Origin of the sequence: Marinomonas rhizomae, assembly GCF_024397855.1 — a bacterium.
GTDB lineage: Bacteria > Pseudomonadota > Gammaproteobacteria > Pseudomonadales > Marinomonadaceae > Marinomonas > Marinomonas rhizomae_A.
The window spans coordinates 1-22216 of sequence record NZ_CP073343.1 but is presented as its reverse complement, the minus strand read 5'-3'; the positions used below and the strand labels follow the sequence as shown (position 1 = coordinate 22216).

Genomic DNA, 22216 nt, shown 5'->3' with positions numbered 1-22216 from the left:
CAGTGACGCCGGCGATTAACCAACTTAAAAAACGCAAGATTGAGTTTAATATTCACGAATACGAACACGATCCACATTGTTCTAATTTTGGTGAAGAGGCGGCAGATAAACTGAATCTTGATCCCGCTTGTGTGTTCAAAACACTGTTAGTCACCGACGACAAAAACACCTTCGTTACTATTGTTCCAGTAACAGGTACTTTGAATTTAAAGCGCGCGGCCAATGCACTGGGCGTTAAAAAATTGCATATGGCAGACGTGAAAGACGCCGAGCGCCTTACCGGTTATTTAGTGGGTGGCATCAGCCCAATAGGGCAAAAGAAAAGCCTTGTCACTTGTATCGATGAAAGCGCCCAAGCCTTTGAAAAAATCTATGTCAGCGGTGGACTACGTGGGTTGGAAATAGGCCTATCCCCAAAGGATCTTAGTCTCGCTTGCCGTAATACCACCTTCGCAGCGATTGGCGAAACAAAATAGCACCAAAGAGTACACCGCGAACTACATACCTCAATTAAAAAAGGCATTTCTCCCCATGGCGCAAATTAAACCTATTATTCTGTTAGACCGAGACGGCGTCATTAACCAAGACTCAGATGCTTATGTGAAATCAGTTGAAGAATGGCAACCCATTCCAGGCAGCATTAAATCCATCGCTGCACTTTCCAAAGCAGGCTTTAAAGTCTTTGTGGTGACGAACCAATCAGGTATTGCCCGCGGCTATTATGATGAAGCCACTCTAAACGCCATGCACGATAAAATGATAGCACTGGTCGAAGCTGAGGGCGGTAAAGTAGATGGCATTCAATATTGCCCCCATGGACCTGATGATAACTGCAACTGTCGCAAGCCCAAAAGCGGCATGATTGAAGCGATTGAAGCTGAACTTGGCTTGTCTTTTGAAGAGCACCCAGCAATCATGGTTGGAGACTCTCTACGAGACCTTCAGGCAGGAAATGCGCGTGGTTGTTCACCAGTATTGGTGTTAACAGGAAAAGGCCGTGAGACGCAGTACAAGACGATAGACTTCCCATTCAATGTCTATACTGATCTTGCCGCATTCACCATAGCGACGTTACACAAATACAGCTAAGCGACGTTACACAAATACAGCTAAGCGACATTGAGCATTCATAACTAAGGAGGCAGAATGTTAGTGACTATTTACTAACATTCTGCCTCCTTATGTTTATGGCTCTAGCGGCCTCGAGTCATCACAGCCAACCTCTGCCAACTCAAGGTAACTAACACCACCAAAGCTAATAACAGATAGGGAAACGCTGAGGCGCTAAATGCTTCAAGAATTGGCCCAGTTAAAGACGGAGCCACCAGCGCACCCAATCCACAGCACACGAAGACATAACCTGTACGTTTGCCGTTAAGTGCCATAATGCTGTTGCCAAAGGAAAACAGCATAGGGAAAAAAGCAGAGCAGCCTAATCCCAACCACAAGGCGATCAACACCAGTGATACATCAGAGAAAATCATCATCAGGCTTCCAGTTAAACTCACTAGCAGCAAACCGTAAATGCCTTGTCCTGGGGTAATAAATCGCAATAAGAATACCGAGAATAAACGTCCCAGAGATAAGCTAACAAAGAACCAGGTTACTAAAATCGCCGCGGTGTTTTGATCCTCTCCAGACAAAACCGCATACGTACTGATCCAACCAGCGATGGTAATCTCAAACCCCACATACAAAAAAATGACTGTAAGGAACGCCAAGAAAGTGGCTTTTTGCTTTGTTGCAGGAACAACTTCACTGGCTCGGACTTCGAAAGTTGGGCTCGGTTGTTTCCATAAAAATATAGGTAACAACAAAGCGTAAATAGCGATCATCCAATAACCAGCACCATAAGTTTGCCCTGTCGCCCATTGAGCAAAGACCAAAATCAATGGAGCTAACATGGCGCCAGCACTATGGCATAAATGCAAAATGGTCACATATGAGCCCACTTTATCTTTATGCAGCCACAGCATCATCATATTGCCACCAGCGTTAGCAGACACTTCTGTAGCGCCAAGCAAGAAAAACAATACCACCAACATCGACAAACTGGTCGAGAAGGGCACTAACAGCAAACCCACGATCATCAACAACAGCATGAGAATCAGATAGTGATGACCCTGCCAGCGATCAAACATTCGACCGGCCAATAGAGCGCCAAGAATATTGCCGATTGCTCGGGCACTAAACACTATGGATATTTCAGCTACCGAGGCATCGATCAAATCCGCCAAGTAAATCAAACTCGGCCCAAGAACGCCGGCCACCGCACCAACCGCAACAAACATGGCGCAATAGAGCGCAGTACGAGCTAATTCCTTCATCGGGCAACATCCATTTTTTGATATTATTTTGAACGATATAAGATGAGTTGGATTTAATCATGCGACTTGATTAATTAATAGCCACGAATACGGGAATCACAAACAGCCTTAGAATAAGTTGGCTTTTAAAACCAATTAGATGATAATGGTTATTATTTAATATCTAGTAGCCATGGCATATCAAAACAGACTCACACGTATAGAAAAGGTTTTAGACTACATCCACGAAAATCTGGATGAGTCGATCCATGTCACGAACTTAGCCGAAAAAAGCTGCTGGTCGCGTTGGCAATTTCAACGGGTATTTGGTCAGGCAACTGGTCTTACCGTTGCTCAATACATTAGAGAATTACGCTTAAGCAAAGCCGCTGAACTGTTACTGTGCTCTACAATTCGCCATGTAGATATTGCCATGCAATGTGGCTTTGACTCAGAAATAAGCTTCTCACGCGCGTTTAAGCAGATGTTTAACTGTACCCCAAGGAATTATCGACAACGAGGGAAGCGATATGGATTACGCACACCCTTACAATATAGAAGCCTTCACAAAACGCACACAGACACAGAAAAAACCTTCACCCAAATACGTATCGAAAGCCGCGATGACTTTCAAATCCAAGGTAGATACGATTGGATACGAGGACCATTTTCTTCTGCTCCAGATTTTTCCGAGCGAGTTCCACAACTATGGTTCAAAGTAATGGCTGAAATCGAAACAGTGAAAAAGGGCGCTCGGCCCATTGGCATAATCGACACTCAAGATCATCTCCAACATCCAGATCAAATGCTGTATTGGGCAGGGTACTTAGAACCAATCAAAGCATCATCCCCAACCACTTTTAATGGTGCCAAGCCATTTAATACCACATTAGATACGGTGAAGGTGCCACTTCAAGAATACGCGGTGATTCCGGTACATGGAAAAGCCACGGCAGTGGAAAAAGCCTTTGAATGGTTTATTCATCACTGGCTACCTGAATCTAATTATTACGGTGTGCAAGGCTATGAATTAGAAGTTTACGAGCCAGATTACGATCCAAACAGTCCCCAGAGCTATATGGAGTACTGGCTTCCAATAAAACCAAGGTAGCATTTGTTCTACCTAATTCGACATGTATTCCTCAGACTTTTATTCTTTAAACTAAAAAGATGCACCAAAAGGTTAAGTTTTACATCCCCAGAAAAAATAGAATGAGATTCATTATCAATATTGTTTTATTCTATTTCTGGAGTTAACATGAAACCGTCTGCGCATTTCCAATCCACTTTACTTGCTTTAGCCATTGCTTCTGCTTCGTCTTACTCACACGCTGCTGACACATCAGAAATGAGCGATACGAGCTTAGAAGATCAATTAAGCACTCTTGTAGTGAAAGGTCAGACGTATCGAAATACAGCCACTAAAACCCAATTAGACCCAGAAGAAACACCACAAGCGATTTCAGTAATAGATCAAAATGCATTACAACAAAGGGGTACAGAAACAGTGGCGGAAGCCGTTCGCTATGCTTCTGGCATCAACACTGAATTGCGTGGCGGTGCGGTAACGCGATTAGACTTTTTCAATATCCGAGGGTTCAAGAACGACAAAGCCTACTATGACGGACTGCAGCTCCTTTATAACGATTGGAACCTACAGCCACAAATCGACATGGCAGCCGTAGAACAAGTGGAAGTATTCAAAGGCCCAACTTCAACTCTATATGGCGCTATGCCTCCTGGCGGCATGGTGAATCTCATCAGTAAAGCACCACAGTCAGACAGCCAACATAGTGTGGAATTAACATTAGGCAGCGACAATAAACGCGAAACACAGATCGATAGCACTGGCGCCATTAACGATAAACTCAACTATCGTGTCGTGGGTCTATTTCGCCAAAAAGATGGGCAAGCCGTTACCTCAGAAGAAGAGCGCATCATGATAGCGCCTTCTATTGATTGGAAAATCAGTGATGACACCATGCTTAATCTCAATATGTATTACCAACAAGACCCCAAAATGGGCGTCTATTCCTCTTTGCCATCGAAAGGCACTGTCTATAACAGTATTAATGGCAAGCTGCCTTCTAATGCCTATTCAGGTGATGCAAACTGGGAAACTTATGATCGAGATGTCCTATTGCTTGGTTATAAGCTCGATCACAACATCAATGATACTTGGCGCTTTTTACAAAATGCTCGTTTCACCACAGCAAAAGCCTACCAAGAAAACACCTATTCTTCTTCGCTAGACAGCGATGAAAGAACCTTGAACCGTCGCGCCTATCTCACAGACGAAAAATCCGAAGGCATCAACATAGACAACCAATTTTCTGGATTATTTGACATTGGCAATGCCGAGCACAATATCTTGGTCGGTCTAGATTACCTAAAGCTTAAGTCAGACGTGATCTACGAAGACGCTTTGGCGCCTAGCATCGATCTATATAACCCAGATTACGAGCAGATTATTAGAGATAACCTAGACTTTGCAGGGTCAGGCTACAGCAGCGATTTCACGATCGACAAAGAACAAACAGGCATGTATCTGCAAGATCAAATACGCCTTGATCAATGGGTACTGATTGCTGGTGGCCGCTACGATCAATTCAAAGCAACAGAAAAGGGCAGAAAATACGGCGCGACAACCAATACCAAGGTCGATCAAAGCCAATTTAGTGGCCGAGCTGGCGCTCTATACGAGTTTGATAATGGCATAGCGCCGTTTGTTAGTTACGCGCAAAGCTTCGAACCTATCACAGGCGCAGACCGAAATGGTAAAACGTTTGATACCTCTACAGCCGACCAATGGGAAGCGGGTCTGAAATACAAAAGACGAAACATCACCGCCAGTGCAACGGCGTTCGAAATAGTCAAAAGCAAGGTACTCACTCGTGATCCGAATGGTTCTGCGTACGACAAAATTCAAGTAGGTGAAATGCGCTCTCGTGGTATAGAGCTTGAATTACAGCAAGCACTTACATCCGATGTCACCCTAAAAGCCGCCTATACGCTGCAAGATGTAGAAGTCACCAAAGACAATAGCGGTATAGAAGGGAACACACCGATTTGGGTGCCTAAAAGCCAATTCAATTCCTGGCTAACGTACGAACCAGTCGAAGGAAAATTAGCGGGGGCGTCATTCGGTGCCGGTGTTCGTTATGTTGGTCAAATGCAGCTCGACGCTGCGAACTCTAACACCGTACCGTCTTACACCTTGGTCGATTTATCCATAGGTTACGACTTGGCGATGCTGTCTAAGCAATGGCAGGGCGCCAGTGTGAGATTTTCCATGAGCAACGTATTCGATAAAACCTATTACAGCTGCTACGACGAATCTAACTGCTGGTTCGGTGACGAAAGAGCCGTCGAAGTCAGCGCCCGCTATGCGTTCTAGGTATCACATAGCACAACTTAGAGGTAAAGAAACATGGAAAGGCTTATAGACCGTCTTTTCACCGCCGCCAGATCTTATATTGCCGTACTGGACGGAGAAGAAAGCGTCTTTAACGAGAAGCGAAACACTACCAACGTGTCCGCCAAAACACCGGAATACGCACTGCAAATTTTGCATAGCACATTACAAAAGGCGCACCCAGAAACGGGTGCGCCTTATTGGCGTATTAGATCTTGGGGATTAGTCTGTTGGCAGCCGATTTATCTGGCAATGATTTGCGTCTATCAGCTCAAAGCGGTGCCTCTGCGTTTACAAGACCTAGAACAAAAGCAAAACGGCGAAATGGTCTCAGGGTATATTTTACCGGATGGAATATGGCAGGAGGGAAATCACGAAGTTCTGATAAAAAGCATTTGTGAACAGCTAACGGTTCTTTTCCAGTCCTTTGAAAACGCGCATGTTAATGCTTTCGGCGGAAGACCTGCGCTTTACAAAGGCTTGCTAGCGGATCAGGTAATGAGCGCATTGATCGCAATAGGCAACTTACTACCAGTAACGCAAAAATTCGATCTTGAACAGGATTTTCGAAACTGGGCAGAAGCGATGAATTTACCCTTGAAACCGCTTGCAGGGCTTAGCCAACAAGATACAGAAGCGCCTGTTTTTGTCCGCCATACTTGCTGTTTACACTTCCGTCGTGATGGCGGTGAGCTTTGTAGTAATTGCCCTAGGCTGCATAATAAAAAGGCCAATTTGGCCTCCTAAGCGCTTTTCAGACTATGGTTCTTGTCGGAAAAGCGCTTCACAGGAATAGATTAGCCTTGTAAGAACTTACCAATCCAAGCCATTAGAGCTTTATTCTGTATAGCTTCGCTTTCGACACTTTGACGCGCTTTATGAACAACATCCGGTGCCAGCGTCGCCCCATCATAGAGATCTATCAACGCCATTTCGTAGTCCTTAGAGAACTCAGGGTGACCTTGGAACGTCAAGATGCGATCTTTATAAATCAACCCCGCATGTTGGCAAAAATCACTGCTCAAAAAGCTCTTCATTTTTTCCGGTTTTTCCAGTACTTGGTCTTGGTGGAAGGCACAAAACGCAATGTCTTGCAGATCCAAAGGCACCACATCCTCCTCAACAATCTTATAATGATGTACACCGACACCCCAGCCGCCATCGAACTTGGCAACCCGACCACCCAAAGCACGGGCAATCACTTGGTGACCAAAACAGATGCCCACCAGCACTTGGCCCTTAGCATCCACATCCCGAATAAACTCACACAACCGACTGATCCATGGATCATCACCATAAGCATCGGATTTTGACCCGGTAATTAACCAAGCATCACAAGAATCAGTACTTTCTGGAAACTCATCCAAACGAACATCAAATATTTCAAACGACAAATCCGGCTCTAATACAGCGATCTGCTGAGCAAACATTTCTGCGTAAGTCGGGTACTTATCGCGTAACACATCAGGCGTAATACCCGCGGCGAGAATTCCTATCTTCATTTATAACTTACCTCAGTAACACAACGTTTATGGTTTCTTGAATCGATTTTGACGACGCATGATGAAAGTAGCCAGCCAGGCAATATTGCCGATGTAATTAAAGGCAAGGTAATTAAGAAAAACAACGAGACAGGCTTATCACCAAGGTCCATCGCGCTTCTTTGACGTCTTTTTATTGATTGCTAACCTGATAGCTACAAATAGGCTTCGTATTCGACGTTAGAAATACGGCTGTATATTTTTTGCTGTTCTTGTTCTTTTACTGCGCCATAAACACGGACAAACTCTTCGCCTAAATAATCCCGCAAGAAAGTACTATCGGCAAAGGATTTTGCTGCCAATTCCCATCTATTGGGCAAGGGCTCAAAACGTTCCGACATAGCGTAAGCATCACCTTCGATCGCTTGAGGTGGAGACAATTTTGCTTCAATGCCATTTAAAGCGGCTCCTAATACAGCAGACAACACCAAATACGGGTTAGCATCAGCTCCCGCCACACGATGTTCAAGGCGACGAGCTATGTGTTCGCTTTCCGGAATTCGAACCGCTACGGTACGGTTTTCATAACCCCAACTAGCGAATGTTGGAGCATGAGCGCCATTTTGGAAACGGCGGTAAGAATTCATGTGCGGTGCAAACACTAACATTGAACTAGACATATGCTTTAACACCCCAGCAACAGCTTGCTGTAACAAACCAGAACCTTCATCAGTGCCGTTATCGAATACATTCTTGCCTTGTTCATCCAATAAACTAAAATGCACATGGAAGCCATTGCCACTTTTATCTGCATAGGGTTTCGCCATAAACGTCGCGCCAAAGTCATGATGACGTGCCACGCCTTTCACTAAACGTTTAAACATAATCGCATGATCGGCAGCTTGAACGGCGTCATTGCTGTGTTTCATATTGATTTCAAACTGGCCTGGGCCTAATTCAGAAATGATGGTATCGGCAGGAATACCTTGTATTTCACACGCACTGCGAACCTCGGCGAAAAAGCCTTCTAGACCGTCCATTTCTTCAATGGAGTAGCAATCGGTTTTGTTCAAACGCACGCCGTTGCCTTCGACGATGATAGGAGGGGAAGGCTGACGCTTGGCTTCTGCCTCGCCATCTAATAGGTAAAATTCCAGCTCTGTTGCCACAACGGGTGTGTAGCCAAGGTCTTTGAAGCGTTTAACAATGCGCGTCAAAATTTGACGAGGATCTGGGTAAAAGGGCGTGCCATCTGCGTTATACATCATCGCCAAAACTTGATCACGAACCGATTCGGCCCACGGCACTGGAATAGGTTGAGAATGGACAGGGAAACAAACACCGTCGCTGTCTCCTGTTTCGAATACCATGCCGTTATCGAGAACATCGTCCCCCCAGTGGTCAAATCCAATCACCGACTGAGGAAGTTTTACCCCTTGCGTCATGACGCTTTCTAAACCGCTAGAGGGAATACGCTTACCGCGCAAGTTGCCATTTAAATCTGTAATAAACAGATCAAACTCGTTATTCCCTTCATATATATCCGACATAGAATATTCTCTTATAAAATGAATCTTACTGTGGAAGAGGTCATTTTTAATCTGCTTATAATCGAACTTTGATTCGACTTTTTTGTTTTACAGACAGAATTAAAGTTACATTTTTTCAATATAAAGCACCTTAACCCAAACAATTTCCGCGAGTAACTCACCCAGAATGGATACATATAAATTTCGACATGTTTATGAATACTCACCAAAACCAGACAAAGTGGCATAAGTCCGAAGAATTGATCAGGCGATATCTTCATTTTTACTACAAAAAGAGTAAAAAAGTCGAAAGATATTTTGCTCCAGATAGCGTCATTGATAGGTAACAGCAAAACCGAGTAATAAGTCGACTTGCTAATAGAATTATCTGGATCGCCATGGCATCACTCTTTTGAATACAATGAGTACGACCAAGTCTATTACTGAGACGCTTTAGAGCGATAAAAAAGCCAACTAGAAAGCACTTAGTATCAGGCTGTTGTTTCGTTGAGATGTCTCTCCAATAAGCAAGTTAGCATCAACTTTAGATCCGACAAGGTGCTCGACGCACGACGCTCATTTTGATTCACCACCACCAAATACGTACTGTGCGTCACTTCCAAATACAAACGAGCAATTCGCTCTCGCTCTCGGATGTGCTTTTTCAGTCCGATACGTTTAAATATTTTGGCCATTTGAGAAATCACCATGTCATCATGCTGCTCATCTAACTCACGCAGCTCCTGTACTGAAAACATCGCTTGTACCAATCGCAAAACAGCGCGTTGCTGACGATATGTACGCAAGTTAATGTCGACTATCTGATCGATAAAGTCAGCTAATGTCATGTCTTCTAGAGACCACTCTTGGATTTCGGCAAGCACGTCTTCAATACTGTCGAGCCAAGATTTTCCCATGGCATACAGAATCGCGTGTTTATTTGGGAAGTAGTGATACAAAGACCCAACCGAAATACCAACTTCTTTGGCAATAATCGCCGTGTTTAGATCGTTCAAACCCACTGTTTCCAACAGCTCGCTCGTCACCTCTAATATTTGCTTAGCACGTTTAATAGAACGAGATTGCATAGGCTCACTACGAGGCGAAACAGATTGCATGGTTTTCATTTGAGAAGGTGGAGTAGCCATAGTTTAAGTTGACTTCCTTTTAACAGAGTACAAGAAATTGATTGCCTAAATTATATAAATGGCACCCCAAACAGGGCTCGGCGATGCAAGCTCACTCATCAAGTTAAGGCAATCGATCCAACATCGAGTAATACAGCATGCCAGCCACTAATCCTGGCCAACGCAACAAAGTGCCACCAGGAAAATCACGGGAGGGCAGTTTTTCAAATGCGTCCACTTCTTCTAAAGAGCCTTGCACCGCTTTGGCAAAAATGGCGCCTGCATAAGTGGCCAACGCCACACCGTGCCCTGAATACCCCTGCGCCACAAAGATATTCTCCTGTTGACGTGTAATCTGTGGCATACGATTAAGCGTGATGGCGAGCGTGCCTCCCCAAGCATAATCAATGCGGTATTTGGACAGTTCTGGATAGGTTGCCACCATGTGCTTTTTTACAAATCCAGCAATGTCTTTAGGGAAGGACGGAGTATAGTTTTCTCCGCCACCCCATAACATGCGCCCATCACGAGATAATCGGTAATAGTTCACCACAAACTTGGAATCTGCAACGGCAATACGCTCTGGATTAATGTGTTCTGTCACCGTATCAGGTAAGGGTTCAGTGGCGATAATAAAGTTATTGATCGGCATAATCTTACGGGCCGCAGGGCCATTTAAATGCCCCATATAACCATTACAAGCAAACAATAAATAGCGACATTTAACACGGCCTTTAGCGGTGATCACCTCAGGATTTTTGCCATCGGTATACTCTAGCACTGCCGAATTATCGTACAGCTTAGCCCCATGAGACTCAGCTGCATTAGCCAATCCAAGGACAAAATTCAGAGGGTGAATGTGAGCGCCTTCTTTATACCATTCCCCACCGTAATAGCAGTCTGTACCCAATTTTTCGGACACAGATCTGGCATCTAGATAATCAACACCATCGTAATTTAACTGCTGACGTTTGTATTCAACCGCTTTTTTTATATCGTCAGCGTGACGTGCTTTCGAAGCCACATGTAATACACTCGGCGTTAAATCACAGTCAATTTGGTATTTCGCAATCAGATCTTTGACCATGGTTACGGAATCCACCGAGGTTTGCCATAGTAAATCAGCGATCTCTTTGCCAACCTTATCGACTAGGTCAGCATGGCCCATATTATAACCTTGGCATATTTGACCGCCATTACGTCCCGACGCTCCCCAGCCGATTTCATTCGCTTCCAGCAAGATCACCTTATAACCCGCCTCGGCAAGATGCAAAGCGGCAGATGTGCCGGTGAATCCACCACCAATGATACAAATATCAGCACTGTGATCATCCACGAGCTGCGGACGGCTTTTTAATCCGTTCGCTGTCGCCTCGTAGTAAGAGGGTTCATGCTTGGTCAATGGATACTCCTGTGTCGTCAAAAGATCAATAACCGAATAATTGATCGATTATATATGTGGTGTCAACTGGCAACTATTCGATAGAGTGGATATGGTGTGAAAGAGCACAGCCTGTTAATTTAGATACATAGCAATATCTTTAGCATTTTTTGTTGGACGACAAAGAAAGGAATTACGTATGAAAACTTACCAAGAATGGCAAGCCCTTCGTAACACGATCAGCCTACATTCCGATGCCTACATTAATGGTGCTTTCACACCAGCGCAAAGCGGTGACAGGTTTGATTGCATCAATCCTACGGACGAGTCCTTGCTGGCAAAGGTCGCCAGCTGTGATGAAGCGGACGTTAACCTTGCTACCGCGGCGGCTAAAGCGTCCTTTAAAAGCGGTGCTTGGTCAAACATGGCGCCCAATAAGCGTAAACGTATCCTACAGAAATGGGCCGATTTGCTAGAAGAACATCAAGACGAACTCGCCTTAATCGATACCTTAGATATGGGTAAGTCTATTTCAGAAATGGTCGGCATCGACGTGCCAGATTCAATAGATAGTTTACGTTGGTCAGCCGAATGCATCGACAAATTGTACGGTGAAATTGCACCAACGAACCCAGACAATTTAGCGCTGATTAGCCGCGAGCCACTGGGCGTTGTTGCCATCATTACCCCGTGGAACTACCCATTAATGATGGTGATGTGGAAAATCTCGCCAGCATTAGCTGCGGGCAACAGCATTATTTTAAAACCGTCTGAGAAATCGCCTTTAAGCGCACTTAGAATTGCCGAACTAGCAACACAAGCTGGGCTTCCAGATGGTGTATTTAACGTCCTCCCAGGATTTGGCCACACCGCTGGAAAAGCCCTAGCACTGCATCATGATATCGGCACCTTGGCGTTTACCGGTTCCAGCCGCGTTGCGGGTCTATTAATGCAATACGCGGGTCAATCGAACATGAAACGCGTTTGGCTAGAAGCAGGCGGTAAATCCCCTTGTATCGTCTTTGAAGATTGCAAAGACATTCAAGCGGCCGCCAAAGGAGCTGCAACCGCCATCTTCACCAACCAAGGGGAAGTTTGTATCGCATGTTCGCGCTTGTATGTTCACAACAGTATCAAAGACGCCTTCATGGTCGCCTTACTCGACGCTGCCAAAACCTACGTACCTGGTGATCCATTAGACCCAGCCACCAAAATGGGACCAATGGTCGACAAAGCACAGCTTGATACCGTGACCGGCTTTATTGAGAGTGCCATTGCTGATGGCGCAACATTGGCGTTAGGTGGCGTGCCCGATTACCAAGAAGGCCAGGGGTTCTATGCAAAACCGACTATTTTTACCGATGCAAGTCACACGATGACATTCGTTCAGGAAGAGATTTTTGGTCCCGTACTCGCGGTCATGACATTCGATACCGAAGCCGAAGCCATTGAATTGGCAAACGATTCCAAATACGGCTTAGGCGCGGCAATTTGGACCAATGATTTGGGCCGCGCGCACCGCGTCAGTCGTCTATTAGAGTCCGGTATGGTATGGGTCAATACTTGGGGCGATGGCGATACAACAGTACCCTTTGGTGGCGTTAAAGCCTCAGGAAACGGCCGAGACAAATCTTGGCATGCGCTAGAAAAATATACCGAGATTAAAAATACCTGGATCAGCCTGAAATAGGCTAATACTAAGATGGATAACACGTCGTTAAATGAACAGGGGCATCAATAGCCCCGCTTTTTACACTAGTGGGTGCGCAGATTAAAGCGTCTACGCGCCATAGGAGAGGTTCTATATGTCGTCCCCTACACATGCAAATTCATACTACGCAGACTCTGCAAATGATAAAGCCATTCGTCCACAGCTAACGGGTGAGCATCGTTGTGATGTCTGTGTCGTTGGTGCTGGGTTTACTGGCATATCAACGGCATTAAGCCTAGCGGAAAAAGGCAAGCGCGTTATTGTGGTTGAAGGGTCACGCATCGGCTTTGGCGCTTCTGGTCGCAATGGTGGCCAAATCGTTAACAGCTTTAACCGCGACATTGATTATATCTTCAATAATTATGGCGATGACATAGGCCATAAAATGGCAAAAATGGCGTTTGCCGGTTCTGAACTGATTCGTCGCCGCATCAAAAAATACAACATTGATTGTGACTTAAAGCACGGTAACCTTTTTGCCGCTTGCAATAACAAACAATTCGAAGAACTCAAAGCCAAAAAAGCCCTGTGGGAGAGTCATGGGCATAACGAATTGGAGCTATTAACTGCTTCGTCTATTCAAGATCATATCGGCTCAGATCGCTATGCTGGTGGCTTACTGGACAAGAAGGGCGGGCACATTCAGCCATTGAACCTAGTTCTTGGCCAAGCCAACGCATTTGAAGAGCTTGGCGGACAAATATTCGAAGATTCCGAAGTAATTCGTTTGGAGCAAGGTAAATCAGGCAAGGTCGTCACCAAACAAGGCACCGTCATCGCGGATACGATCGTTGTCGCTGGTAACGCCTATATGTTTGGTTTATTGCCAGAAATAGAGAAAAAGGCCATGCCATGCGGAACACAGGTCATCGCAACCGAACCGCTAGCAGAAGAAATCCAAAAACAACTGTTACCAACAGATCACTGTGTAGAAGACTGTAACTACTTATTGGATTACTACCGTCTGTCGGGAGATGGCCGTCTTATCTACGGAGGAGGCACAACGTATGGTGCTCGTGACCCCGGTAAGATTGAATCCATCATAGTGCCAAAAATGCTAGAAACCTATCCAATGCTTAAAGACACTAAAATCGATTTTGCGTGGACAGGCAACTTTCTTCTAACCATGATGCGCATGCCGCAAGTGGGTAAGATTGGCGATAATATCTATTACGCACAAGGCTATTCTGGCCATGGCGTGACCAACTCGCATTTAATGGGGGAGATTTTATCAGACGCTATTGATGGTGAAATGGAACGCTTTGATGTCTTCGCCAGCATGCCACAATATCAATTCCCTGGCGGTCGCTTGCTACGCGTACCGTACACAGCTGTCGGTGCCGTGTATTACAATCTACGCGATAAGCTCGGCATCTAGTTTTCTATCATCTCTTCAATCAAACACACCTCTCGAAAGCGGTGTGTTTGATTTTAAGTAAATAAGTGTGAGTATTCACTTACTTTTAATTTCAATAAATATAGAAACTTAACAATTCAAAAATCATTTATGCCGATCGTTTAAAGCAATGGTTTAGGCACTTAATGAATCGCTCTGCGAGGACTGAGCCGCCAAAATATCGGTAATATTGTCTTCTATCCAATCTGCCAAACTGGCGACACGAGCAGACACTTCAAACCCTAATTCCGTCAAGCTGTATTCCACATGAGGCGGGACAACAGGATACGAAGTACGTAAAACAAAGCCGTCTAGTTCCAATGCTTGAAGCGTTTGCGCGAGCATCTTTTCGCTCACTCCCGTAATCTTACGACGCAATTCACTGAAACGATGTGTTTGACCACCTTTCAAAGCAAACAATACCAACACACCCCAACGACTAGTGACATGCTTCAAAATATCACGGGAAGGGCATTTGTCTGAAAACACATCGCCTTTCTCAAATAATCGAGACATACCGTGCTGAGAATCTTGTAAATTATTTTCCATACTTACCTTTTTGTATGTACTTACTAAAAGTTTGTTAGTGATATATTCTACTTACATCCACTCAAAACTCAAAGGAGAATATTATGATTTTAGTTACTGGCGCATCCGGTCAACTTGGCCGTCTTGTTATTGATTCACTATTGGAAAAAACAGCAGCGAGCAACATTGTTGCAGCCGTTCGCAGTCCAGAAAAAGTCGCAGATTTGGCAGAAAAGGGCGTTCAAGTTCATCAGGCAGACTACACAGACCAAGACTCTCTTGTTGCAGCGATGCAAGGCGTTGAAAAAGTATTATTGATCTCTTCCAGCGAAGTTGGACAGCGTACCGCTCAGCACAACAACATTATCAATGCTGCCAAACAAGCTGGGGTTTCTTTGATCGCTTACACCAGTATTTTGAAAGCTGACACGTCACCACTTATCTTAGCAGAAGAGCATGTAGCGACAGAGAAATTATTGGCGGAATCAGGCGTACCTCATGTACTTCTTCGCAATGGTTGGTATTCAGAAAACTACACAATGAGTGTAGCAACCGCATTAGAATATGGTGTTGTAGGCTGTGCTGGAGACGGTAAATTAGCAACAGCGTCCCGTGCCGACTTTGCCGCCGCCGCAGCAGCCGTATTAGTCAACGACGGACAAGCTGGTAAAGTATACGAATTGGCTGGCGATAATGCCTTCACGCTAAGCGAATACGCCGCAGCAATCAGCAAAGTAACAGGCAAAACGGTTGCTTACCAAAATGTTCCTGAAGCAGAATTCACCAAGATTCTGGTTGGCGCAGGCTTACCAGAAGGCTTCGCGGCGATTCTTGCGGACTCTGAGGCAGGCGCTTCTAAAGGGGGCTTATTCAGCGAAAGCAAAGACCTATCCACACTCATTGGCCGTCCAACCACGCCAATCGAAGACAGCATCAAAGCGGCGCTGTAAGTACTTAAAGATCTTTATCTAGCAATAAAAAAAGCGGTTAGAGCTTTCACTCTAACCGCTTTTTTGTTGGTCAAACTAAGACTTAAACGTCTAGGTTCGCTACGCTCAAGGCGTTGTCTTGGATGAAGTTACGACGTGGTTCTACTTCGTCACCCATCAAGGTAGTGAACATTTGGTCAGCCGCAACGGCGTCGTCGATGGTAACGCGCAACATACGACGTGCTTCTGGGTCCATGGTGGTTTCCCAAAGTTGCTCAGGGTTCATCTCACCCAGACCTTTGTAGCGCTGGATGGTCATGCCGCGAGACGCTTCTTTCATCAACCATGCCTTCATGTCACTGATGGTTTTCACGGTTTCACGACGTTCACCACGTTGGATGTAGGACTCTTCACCAAACAATTCTGCTACGGTTTCAGACATAGCAACAATGCGTTTGTATTCTGGTGAGTTGAAGAAGGTGCCTTCGAAACGGTAACGGTTAGACACACCATGAGACATGATGTCGACTACTGGTAAGTAGATATTACGTTCGTCGTCTTTCTCTACAGAGAAGTCAAAACGGAAGCCAGTACGAGCATCTTGTGGCATTTGACTACGGATAGCTTCAACCCATTCCAATACAGAGGCTTCTTGAGTCAAGTCTTCTTGCGTTAGCGCTTTGCAGTACAGAAGCTTGCCCATTACATCTTTTGGATACACACGAGACAAACGATCTACATCCGCTTCAATGTGGATGAAATCACGCATTAGTTTCGCCAAATGCTCACCTTGAATGCCCGGAGCATCAGCGTTCACATGCATGTGAGCACCGTCTAACGCCACTTCGATCAAGTGTTGATCCAATGCAGCTTCGTCTTTGATATATTGCTCTTGTTTACCACGTTTGATTTTAAACAAGGGTGGTTGGGCAATGAAGATGTGACCACGTTCGATGATTTCTGGCATTTGACGGAAGAAGAAGGTCAAAAGCAGAGTACGAATGTGCGATCCATCCACGTCGGCATCGGTCATGATAACGATGCTGTGGTAACGCAATTTGTCAGCGTTGAATTCGTCACGGCCGATACCACAACCCAATGCAGTAATCAGGGTGCCGACTTCAACAGACGCCAGCATTTTATCAAAACGGGCTTTTTCGACGTTCAAGATTTTACCTTTCAAAGGCAAAATGGCTTGTGTACGACGATCACGACCTTGTTTTGCCGAGCCACCTGCAGAGTCACCCTCCACTAGGTAGATTTCAGAAAGCGCAGGGTCTTTTTCCTGACAATCAGCCAATTTACCCGGCAAGCCTGCGATATCCAACGCGCCTTTACGGCGAGTCATATCACGAGCACGACGTGCAGCTTCACGCGCACGAGCCGCATCAATCATTTTATTAACGATGATTTTGGCTTCACCAGGTTTCTCAAGTAAATACTCAGAAAAACGTTTCGCCATTTCTTGTTCTACGGCCGTTTTTACTTCAGAAGATACGAGCTTGTCTTTGGTCTGAGAAGAGAACTTCGGATCCGGTACTTTTACCGATACAATCGCAGTCAAACCTTCGCGGCTGTCATCGCCTGTCGTTGCGACTTTTTGCTTTTTCGCAAGGCCTTCTTTTTCAATAAAGTTGTTCAACGTTCGCGTTAACGCACCACGGAAACCCGCAAGGTGAGTACCGCCATCGCGCTGAGGAATATTGTTGGTGTAACAATAGATGTTTTCTTGGAAGCCTTCGTTCCACTGCAATGCCACTTCAACAGCGATACCATCTTCTAGGTCATCACGTTGGCAAATAAAGTGAAAAATATCGTTGATTGGCGTTTTGTTGGTATTCAAATGCTCAACAAAAGAACGCAATCCGCCTTCGTAGTTAAAGAATTCTTCTTTACCAGAACGCTCGTCTTTTAATTTGATAGCAACACCAGAGTTCAAAAATGACAATTCACGTAGGCGTTTGGCCAAGATGTCATAATAAAACAAGATGTTAGTAAAAGTATCAGCAGAAGGTTTGAAATGAACCGTTGTTCCCTTGCCGTCAGAATCACCGACAATAGCAAGAGGGGCTTGTGGTACACCATGCTTGTAATGTTGCTCGTAAACTTTGCCGTTCTTACGGATCGTCAAGGTTAGTTCTTCAGATAGGGCGTTTACAACCGAAACACCTACACCGTGAAGACCACCAGAAACTTTATATGAGTTATCGTCAAACTTACCACCAGCGTGAAGTACCGTCATGATAACTTCGGCAGCAGACACACCTTCTTCTTCGTGCATATCAACCGGAATACCACGGCCGTTATCAGACACGGAAATAGATTCATCAGGGTGAATCAAGACGGTAATCGTGTCACAGTGACCAGCAAGGGCTTCATCAATGGAGTTATCCACGACTTCAAATACCATGTGGTGCAAGCCTGTGCCATCGTCCGTATCGCCGATATACATTCCTGGGCGTTTACGTACGGCATCTAGCCCTTTGAGCACCTTGATACTGGACGCTTCGTAATTATTTTCACTCATTTAACTCTCCTGCAAACCTTTGCTCAATAAAGACAATTCGCCGTTATTCATAGCAAATTGACGAACGTCTGTTGTATCGGCCCACGTAAAATCCGTTGTATCAGGCTCGACACTGGTAATAAAAATTTGGCTGTTTAGTGACTCCAACAACTGACACAGTTTCTGTCTGTGGTTGGCGTCCAACTCTGCTGGCAAATCATCCACTAAAAATACCAGAGGGCGACCCATATCAATCAGCAACTGCCCTTGAGCAATCTTTAGCGCGGAAACCACCAGCTTTTGCTGACCACGAGACAGGGTATCTAATGCATCGCCCGTCGCAGTTTTCACGCGTAAATCTGCTCTTTGGGGGCCAGTGTGCGTGTAACCTAATTCAATATCTCGCTCACGTCCCGCTTCCACCGCCATCGCTAAATTTTTCTGCGCATCCCAGCCCTGAAAGAACTGAAGATTCACCGAAAGCTCTGTGGTTAATTGCGATAAAACCGTCTCAAAATGCGGTGTTAACTTTTCCACATACGATTTGCGAGATTGATTGACTTGCTCACCCAGTCGGATCAATTCCTGATCAAATGCCGCCAATAAACTGAGGGATATTTTACCACGTCTGAGCAAGGTATTCCGCTGTTTTAATGCTTTTTGCCAACCTCGCCACGCTTGAATGAAGTCTTTATCAAAATGAAACGCTCCCCAATCGATAAATTGACGTCGAATGCTTGGAGAACCCTCTAATAATCGAAAGGCATCGGGATTAATAAGCTGTACTGGAAGACGTTCTGCCAACTCAATAACCGATTGCGCTCGTTGTCCTTGGATACGAACGTCAATTTGACCATCACGATAGCGCTGTAGACCCACTCGAATCGGGCTACCTTGCGTTTGATAGAGCTGTGCAAAGACGATACAAGCTTCATTTTCATGCTGAATATAGGTTTTGTGCTTATGGCTACGAAAGGAACGACCAAACGATAATAAATGAATGGCTTCTAAAACAGAGGTTTTACCGCTGCCATTTTTGCCAACGATCACATTCACTTGGGGCGAAGGTTCAAAGCGCACACTAGAAAGGTTGCGAACATGAGAGATGTCCAAACGCACCAGCGGCATAACTCTTAAACCTTAATAGGGGGAGGGAAGACAAGCCAGCAGGCGTTTGATTTTCTCAAACGCCTGATGGGTGATAGGTCTATTCATCTAGCAGAGAATTATAGACGCATCGGCATCACAACGTATTGTGCTGCGTGACTTTGAGCTTCTTCGATCAAGGCACTGCTGTTTGAGTCGTTTAACGATAAACGTACTTCCTGAGAGTCTACGACACCCAGTACGTCTAACAAGTAACCCACGTTGAAACCCACTTCCATATTGTCGCCTTGGTATTGCACCAATACGGATTCTTCAGCTTCTTCTTGCTCTGGGTTATTAGCAAAGACTTGCAACATGCCATTAGACAGAATCAAACGCACGCCACGGTATTTCTCGTTAGAAAGAATCGATGCACGCAGGAATACTTGACGTAATTCCAAACGATCAGCAATAACGATTTTTTCGTTGTTACGAGGAATAACACGATGATAATCAGGGAATTTGCCATCAACTAGCTTAGAAGTGAACACATAATCCGCGACTTTGGCACGAATATGGTTTGTGCCTATGGTTAGCTCAACCACTTCATCGGTATCGTTCAGCAAGCGGTTTAATTCCAATACACCTTTGCGAGGTACGATAACTTGCGTCAGATCGCCACTTACTTGGGCATCTTCAACAGCGGTTGCTAAACGGTGTCCATCGGTTGCTACTACGCGTAGTTGACCATCAGCCACTTCTAACAGCATGCCGTTAAGGTAATAACGCACATCTTGGTTCGCCATGGCAAAACCCGTACGGTCGATCAAACGACGTACACTGTTTTGCGCGATAGACACAGACAAATCACCTTGCATATCTTGGATATTCGGGAATTCATCGGCTGGCAAAGTAGATAAGCTAAAACGTGAACGACCTGAACGAATGACCGCTTTTTGGTCATCCAAGGTAAACTCAATAACAGCGCTATCAGGTAAACTTTTACAAATGTCCATTAGTTTACGAGCAGGCACGGTAATACGGCCTTCTTCGCATTCATCTAATGGAACATGGCCAACCAATTCGACTTCTAAATCAGAACCGGTAAGCGTCAGTACTTGGTCTTTTACTTCCACCAATACGTTGGCCAAGACAGGCATGGTTTGTTTGCGCTCTACAACGCCTGCCACTAGTTGAAGTGGCTTAAGAAGTGTCTCGCGGACGACTGAAAATTTCATTATTTTCCTCGTAAACTCAAAGTCTTAGACCATCAGGTGGTCAGAATTCGCATCAATTGTTTGTAGTCTTCACGGATATCCGAATCCGTATCTTGCAGTTCTTTAATCTTGCGAATCGCGTGCAAGGCTGTCGTATGGTCACGACCACCAAACGCATCGCCAATTTCTGGCAAGCTATGGTTGGTCAATTCTTTTGCTAACGACATCGCCACTTGGCGAGGACGAGCAACAGATCGACTACGGCGTTTGGACAACAGATCACTAATCTTAATTTTGTAATATTCCGCCACAATTCGCTGGATATTATCAATGTTAACCAGCTTATCTTGCAAGGCCAAAAGGTCTTTTAACGACTCACGAACAAAATCAGGCGTAATTGCACGCCCAGTAAAGTGCGAGTTGGCAATAACACGCTTTAACGCGCCTTCTAATTCACGAACGTTAGAACGTATTTTCTGCGCAATAAAGAAAGCGGAATCATAAGATAGCTTAATGCCACTTTCATCCGCTTTACGCATCAAAATCGCCACACGCGTTTCTAATTCTGGCGGTTCAATCGCAACGGTTAAACCCCAACCGAAACGCGACTTAAGACGATCTTCTAAGCCTTGAATTTCTTTTGGATAGCGGTCGCAGGTCAAAATCATCTGCTGGCCACCTTCTAAAAGAGCATTAAAGGTGTGGAAAAACTCTTCTTGTGTGCGGTCTTTACCGGCAAAAAATTGGATATCATCAATTAATAACGCATCCACTGAACGGTAATAACGCTTGAAATCGTTAATTGCGTTCAATTGCAGTGCTTTTACCATGTCGGCAACAAAACGTTCTGAATGCAGGTAAACCACCTTAGCATTCGGATTGTGACGCATCATTTCCGTACCGACGGCTTGCATTAAGTGAGTTTTACCTAGACCTACGCCACCGTATATAAAGAGAGGGTTATAAGCTCCGCCTGGATTTTCAGCGACTTGCAAGGCGGCGGCATGTGCCAGCTGGTTCGATTTACCCTCGATGAAGTTATCAAAGGTAAAAGAATTATTCAGGTTCGCGCCGTGGTTAATACCACCTTCAACTTGTACTTTACGTTTAGGCGCCGTTAACGGCAGTTGCCCCTGTTCATAAGGTTCAAGATCTCCACGTAATCCCGCTCCAGATAACGTTAATGGCGCTTCAAACTCAAGGTCTGCATTCGGGCTGCCTTCTTCGTCATCCATTAAGCCAAAACCCGGACGATAGCCAGACTCTCTTGCGACTTCATTATTTAAAGGATTAATAGCCGGTTCACTTGAGACCGGAGGAGGTGGAGGAGACATCTGATTAGCTTGGGCAAAATTTTGAGCTTTCACTGCCAGCTTTAAGGCCGGTGCAAGATCATCGCCAGCAAATTCAGATAATAATTCCTTTATGCGCGTTTGATATTTGTTACTCACCCAGTCCAACACAAAACGGTTTGGTGCACTTAGGCACAATTCTCCATTCGGCATCATTTCAGCCTGCAATGGACGAATCCAGGTGTTGAACTGAGATGTGGAAAACTCACTCTGCAAACGCTGCAGACAAAGATTCCAATGCTCCAAAGACAC

General features: G+C 45.1%; 18 protein-coding genes. 8 read left to right on the top strand and 10 right to left on the bottom strand.

All coding sequences use genetic code 11. The features are described from left to right. Nucleotides 1-2 precede the first annotated feature (2 nt). Together ybaK and gmhB are read left to right on the top strand one after the other, a co-directional pair. Nucleotides 3-476, top strand: coding sequence for a Cys-tRNA(Pro) deacylase (ybaK, locus tag KDW99_RS00090; RefSeq protein WP_255827317.1), 474 nt, complete (start codon nt 3-5; stop codon nt 474-476). A gap of 55 nt (nt 477-531) precedes the next feature. Next, nucleotides 532-1089 (top strand): D-glycero-beta-D-manno-heptose 1,7-bisphosphate 7-phosphatase, encoded by a 558-nt coding sequence (gene gmhB / locus KDW99_RS00085; RefSeq protein WP_255827316.1) that lies wholly within the window; start codon nt 532-534, stop codon nt 1087-1089. 104 nt (nt 1090-1193) lie between these two features. On the opposite strand, the gene KDW99_RS00080 is transcribed toward gmhB, so the two are convergent. Next, nucleotides 1194-2327 carry an MFS transporter gene (locus KDW99_RS00080; protein ID WP_255827315.1) on the bottom strand — a complete coding sequence of 378 codons (1134 nt, stop codon included), beginning with the start codon at nt 2325-2327 and terminating at the stop codon, nt 1194-1196. Between the two features lie 172 nt (nt 2328-2499). Between KDW99_RS00080 and KDW99_RS00075 the strand changes: the two genes are divergently transcribed. The 3 genes from KDW99_RS00075 to KDW99_RS00065 all read left to right on the top strand — a co-directional run bounded on the left by KDW99_RS00075 (nt 2500) and on the right by KDW99_RS00065 (nt 6468). Next, on the top strand, nt 2500-3417 hold the full coding sequence (locus KDW99_RS00075) for an AraC family transcriptional regulator (protein ID WP_255827314.1): 918 nt from the start codon (nt 2500-2502) through the stop codon (nt 3415-3417). Between the two features lie 147 nt (nt 3418-3564). Further along, nucleotides 3565-5703 carry a TonB-dependent siderophore receptor gene (locus KDW99_RS00070; RefSeq protein WP_255827313.1) on the top strand — a complete coding sequence of 713 codons (2139 nt, stop codon included), beginning with the start codon at nt 3565-3567 and terminating at the stop codon, nt 5701-5703. 33 nt (nt 5704-5736) lie between these two features. Next, nucleotides 5737-6468, top strand: a complete 732-nt coding sequence (locus KDW99_RS00065) for a siderophore ferric iron reductase (protein ID WP_255827312.1) — start codon at nt 5737-5739, stop codon at nt 6466-6468. A gap of 50 nt (nt 6469-6518) precedes the next feature. Here the strand turns inward: KDW99_RS00065 and KDW99_RS00060 are convergent, their stop codons facing one another. The 4 genes from KDW99_RS00060 to KDW99_RS00045 form a co-directional block, all read right to left on the bottom strand. Then, nucleotides 6519-7223: a glutamine amidotransferase-related protein gene (locus tag KDW99_RS00060; protein ID WP_255827311.1), complete on the bottom strand. Its 705-nt coding sequence runs from the start codon at nt 7221-7223 to the stop codon at nt 6519-6521. A gap of 194 nt (nt 7224-7417) precedes the next feature. Then, the gene (locus KDW99_RS00055; RefSeq protein ID WP_255827310.1) at nt 7418-8752 is read right to left on the bottom strand and encodes a glutamine synthetase family protein; all 1335 of its coding nucleotides are present in this window, start codon (nt 8750-8752) and stop codon (nt 7418-7420) included. A 470-nt stretch (nt 8753-9222) separates the two neighbouring features. Beyond that, complete coding sequence (locus tag KDW99_RS00050; protein WP_255827309.1) at nt 9223-9879, bottom strand: TetR/AcrR family transcriptional regulator; 657 nt, start codon at nt 9877-9879, stop codon at nt 9223-9225. A gap of 103 nt (nt 9880-9982) precedes the next feature. Then, the gene (locus KDW99_RS00045; protein WP_255827308.1) at nt 9983-11260 is read right to left on the bottom strand and encodes an NAD(P)/FAD-dependent oxidoreductase; all 1278 of its coding nucleotides are present in this window, start codon (nt 11258-11260) and stop codon (nt 9983-9985) included. A gap of 178 nt (nt 11261-11438) precedes the next feature. On the opposite strand from KDW99_RS00045, the gene KDW99_RS00040 reads away from it, so the two are divergent. Beyond that, nucleotides 11439-12929 carry an aldehyde dehydrogenase gene (locus KDW99_RS00040; protein WP_255827307.1) on the top strand — a complete coding sequence of 497 codons (1491 nt, stop codon included), beginning with the start codon at nt 11439-11441 and terminating at the stop codon, nt 12927-12929. A gap of 115 nt (nt 12930-13044) precedes the next feature. Next, nucleotides 13045-14328: an NAD(P)/FAD-dependent oxidoreductase gene (locus KDW99_RS00035; protein WP_255827306.1), complete on the top strand. Its 1284-nt coding sequence runs from the start codon at nt 13045-13047 to the stop codon at nt 14326-14328. A gap of 153 nt (nt 14329-14481) precedes the next feature. Here KDW99_RS00035 and KDW99_RS00030 read toward each other — a convergent pair whose 3' ends face one another. Then, nucleotides 14482-14895 carry a winged helix-turn-helix transcriptional regulator gene (locus KDW99_RS00030; protein WP_255827305.1) on the bottom strand — a complete coding sequence of 138 codons (414 nt, stop codon included), beginning with the start codon at nt 14893-14895 and terminating at the stop codon, nt 14482-14484. 83 nt (nt 14896-14978) lie between these two features. Here KDW99_RS00030 and KDW99_RS00025 point away from each other — a divergent pair, with 83 nt between their 5' ends. Beyond that, complete coding sequence (locus KDW99_RS00025) at nt 14979-15824, top strand: SDR family oxidoreductase (RefSeq protein WP_255827304.1); 846 nt, start codon at nt 14979-14981, stop codon at nt 15822-15824. An 82-nt stretch (nt 15825-15906) separates the two neighbouring features. Here the strand turns inward: KDW99_RS00025 and gyrB are convergent, their stop codons facing one another. From gyrB to dnaA, 4 genes are all read right to left on the bottom strand, one after another. After that, the gene (gene gyrB / locus KDW99_RS00020; RefSeq protein ID WP_255827303.1) at nt 15907-18330 is read right to left on the bottom strand and encodes a DNA topoisomerase (ATP-hydrolyzing) subunit B; all 2424 of its coding nucleotides are present in this window, start codon (nt 18328-18330) and stop codon (nt 15907-15909) included. Further along, on the bottom strand, nt 18331-19437 hold the full coding sequence (gene recF, locus KDW99_RS00015; protein ID WP_255827302.1) for a DNA replication/repair protein RecF: 1107 nt from the start codon (nt 19435-19437) through the stop codon (nt 18331-18333). A 98-nt stretch (nt 19438-19535) separates the two neighbouring features. After that, nucleotides 19536-20633 (bottom strand): DNA polymerase III subunit beta, encoded by a 1098-nt coding sequence (gene dnaN / locus KDW99_RS00010; RefSeq protein ID WP_114410490.1) that lies wholly within the window; start codon nt 20631-20633, stop codon nt 19536-19538. A gap of 32 nt (nt 20634-20665) precedes the next feature. Then, nucleotides 20666-22216, bottom strand: coding sequence for a chromosomal replication initiator protein DnaA (gene dnaA, locus KDW99_RS00005; RefSeq protein WP_255827301.1), 1551 nt, complete (start codon nt 22214-22216; stop codon nt 20666-20668).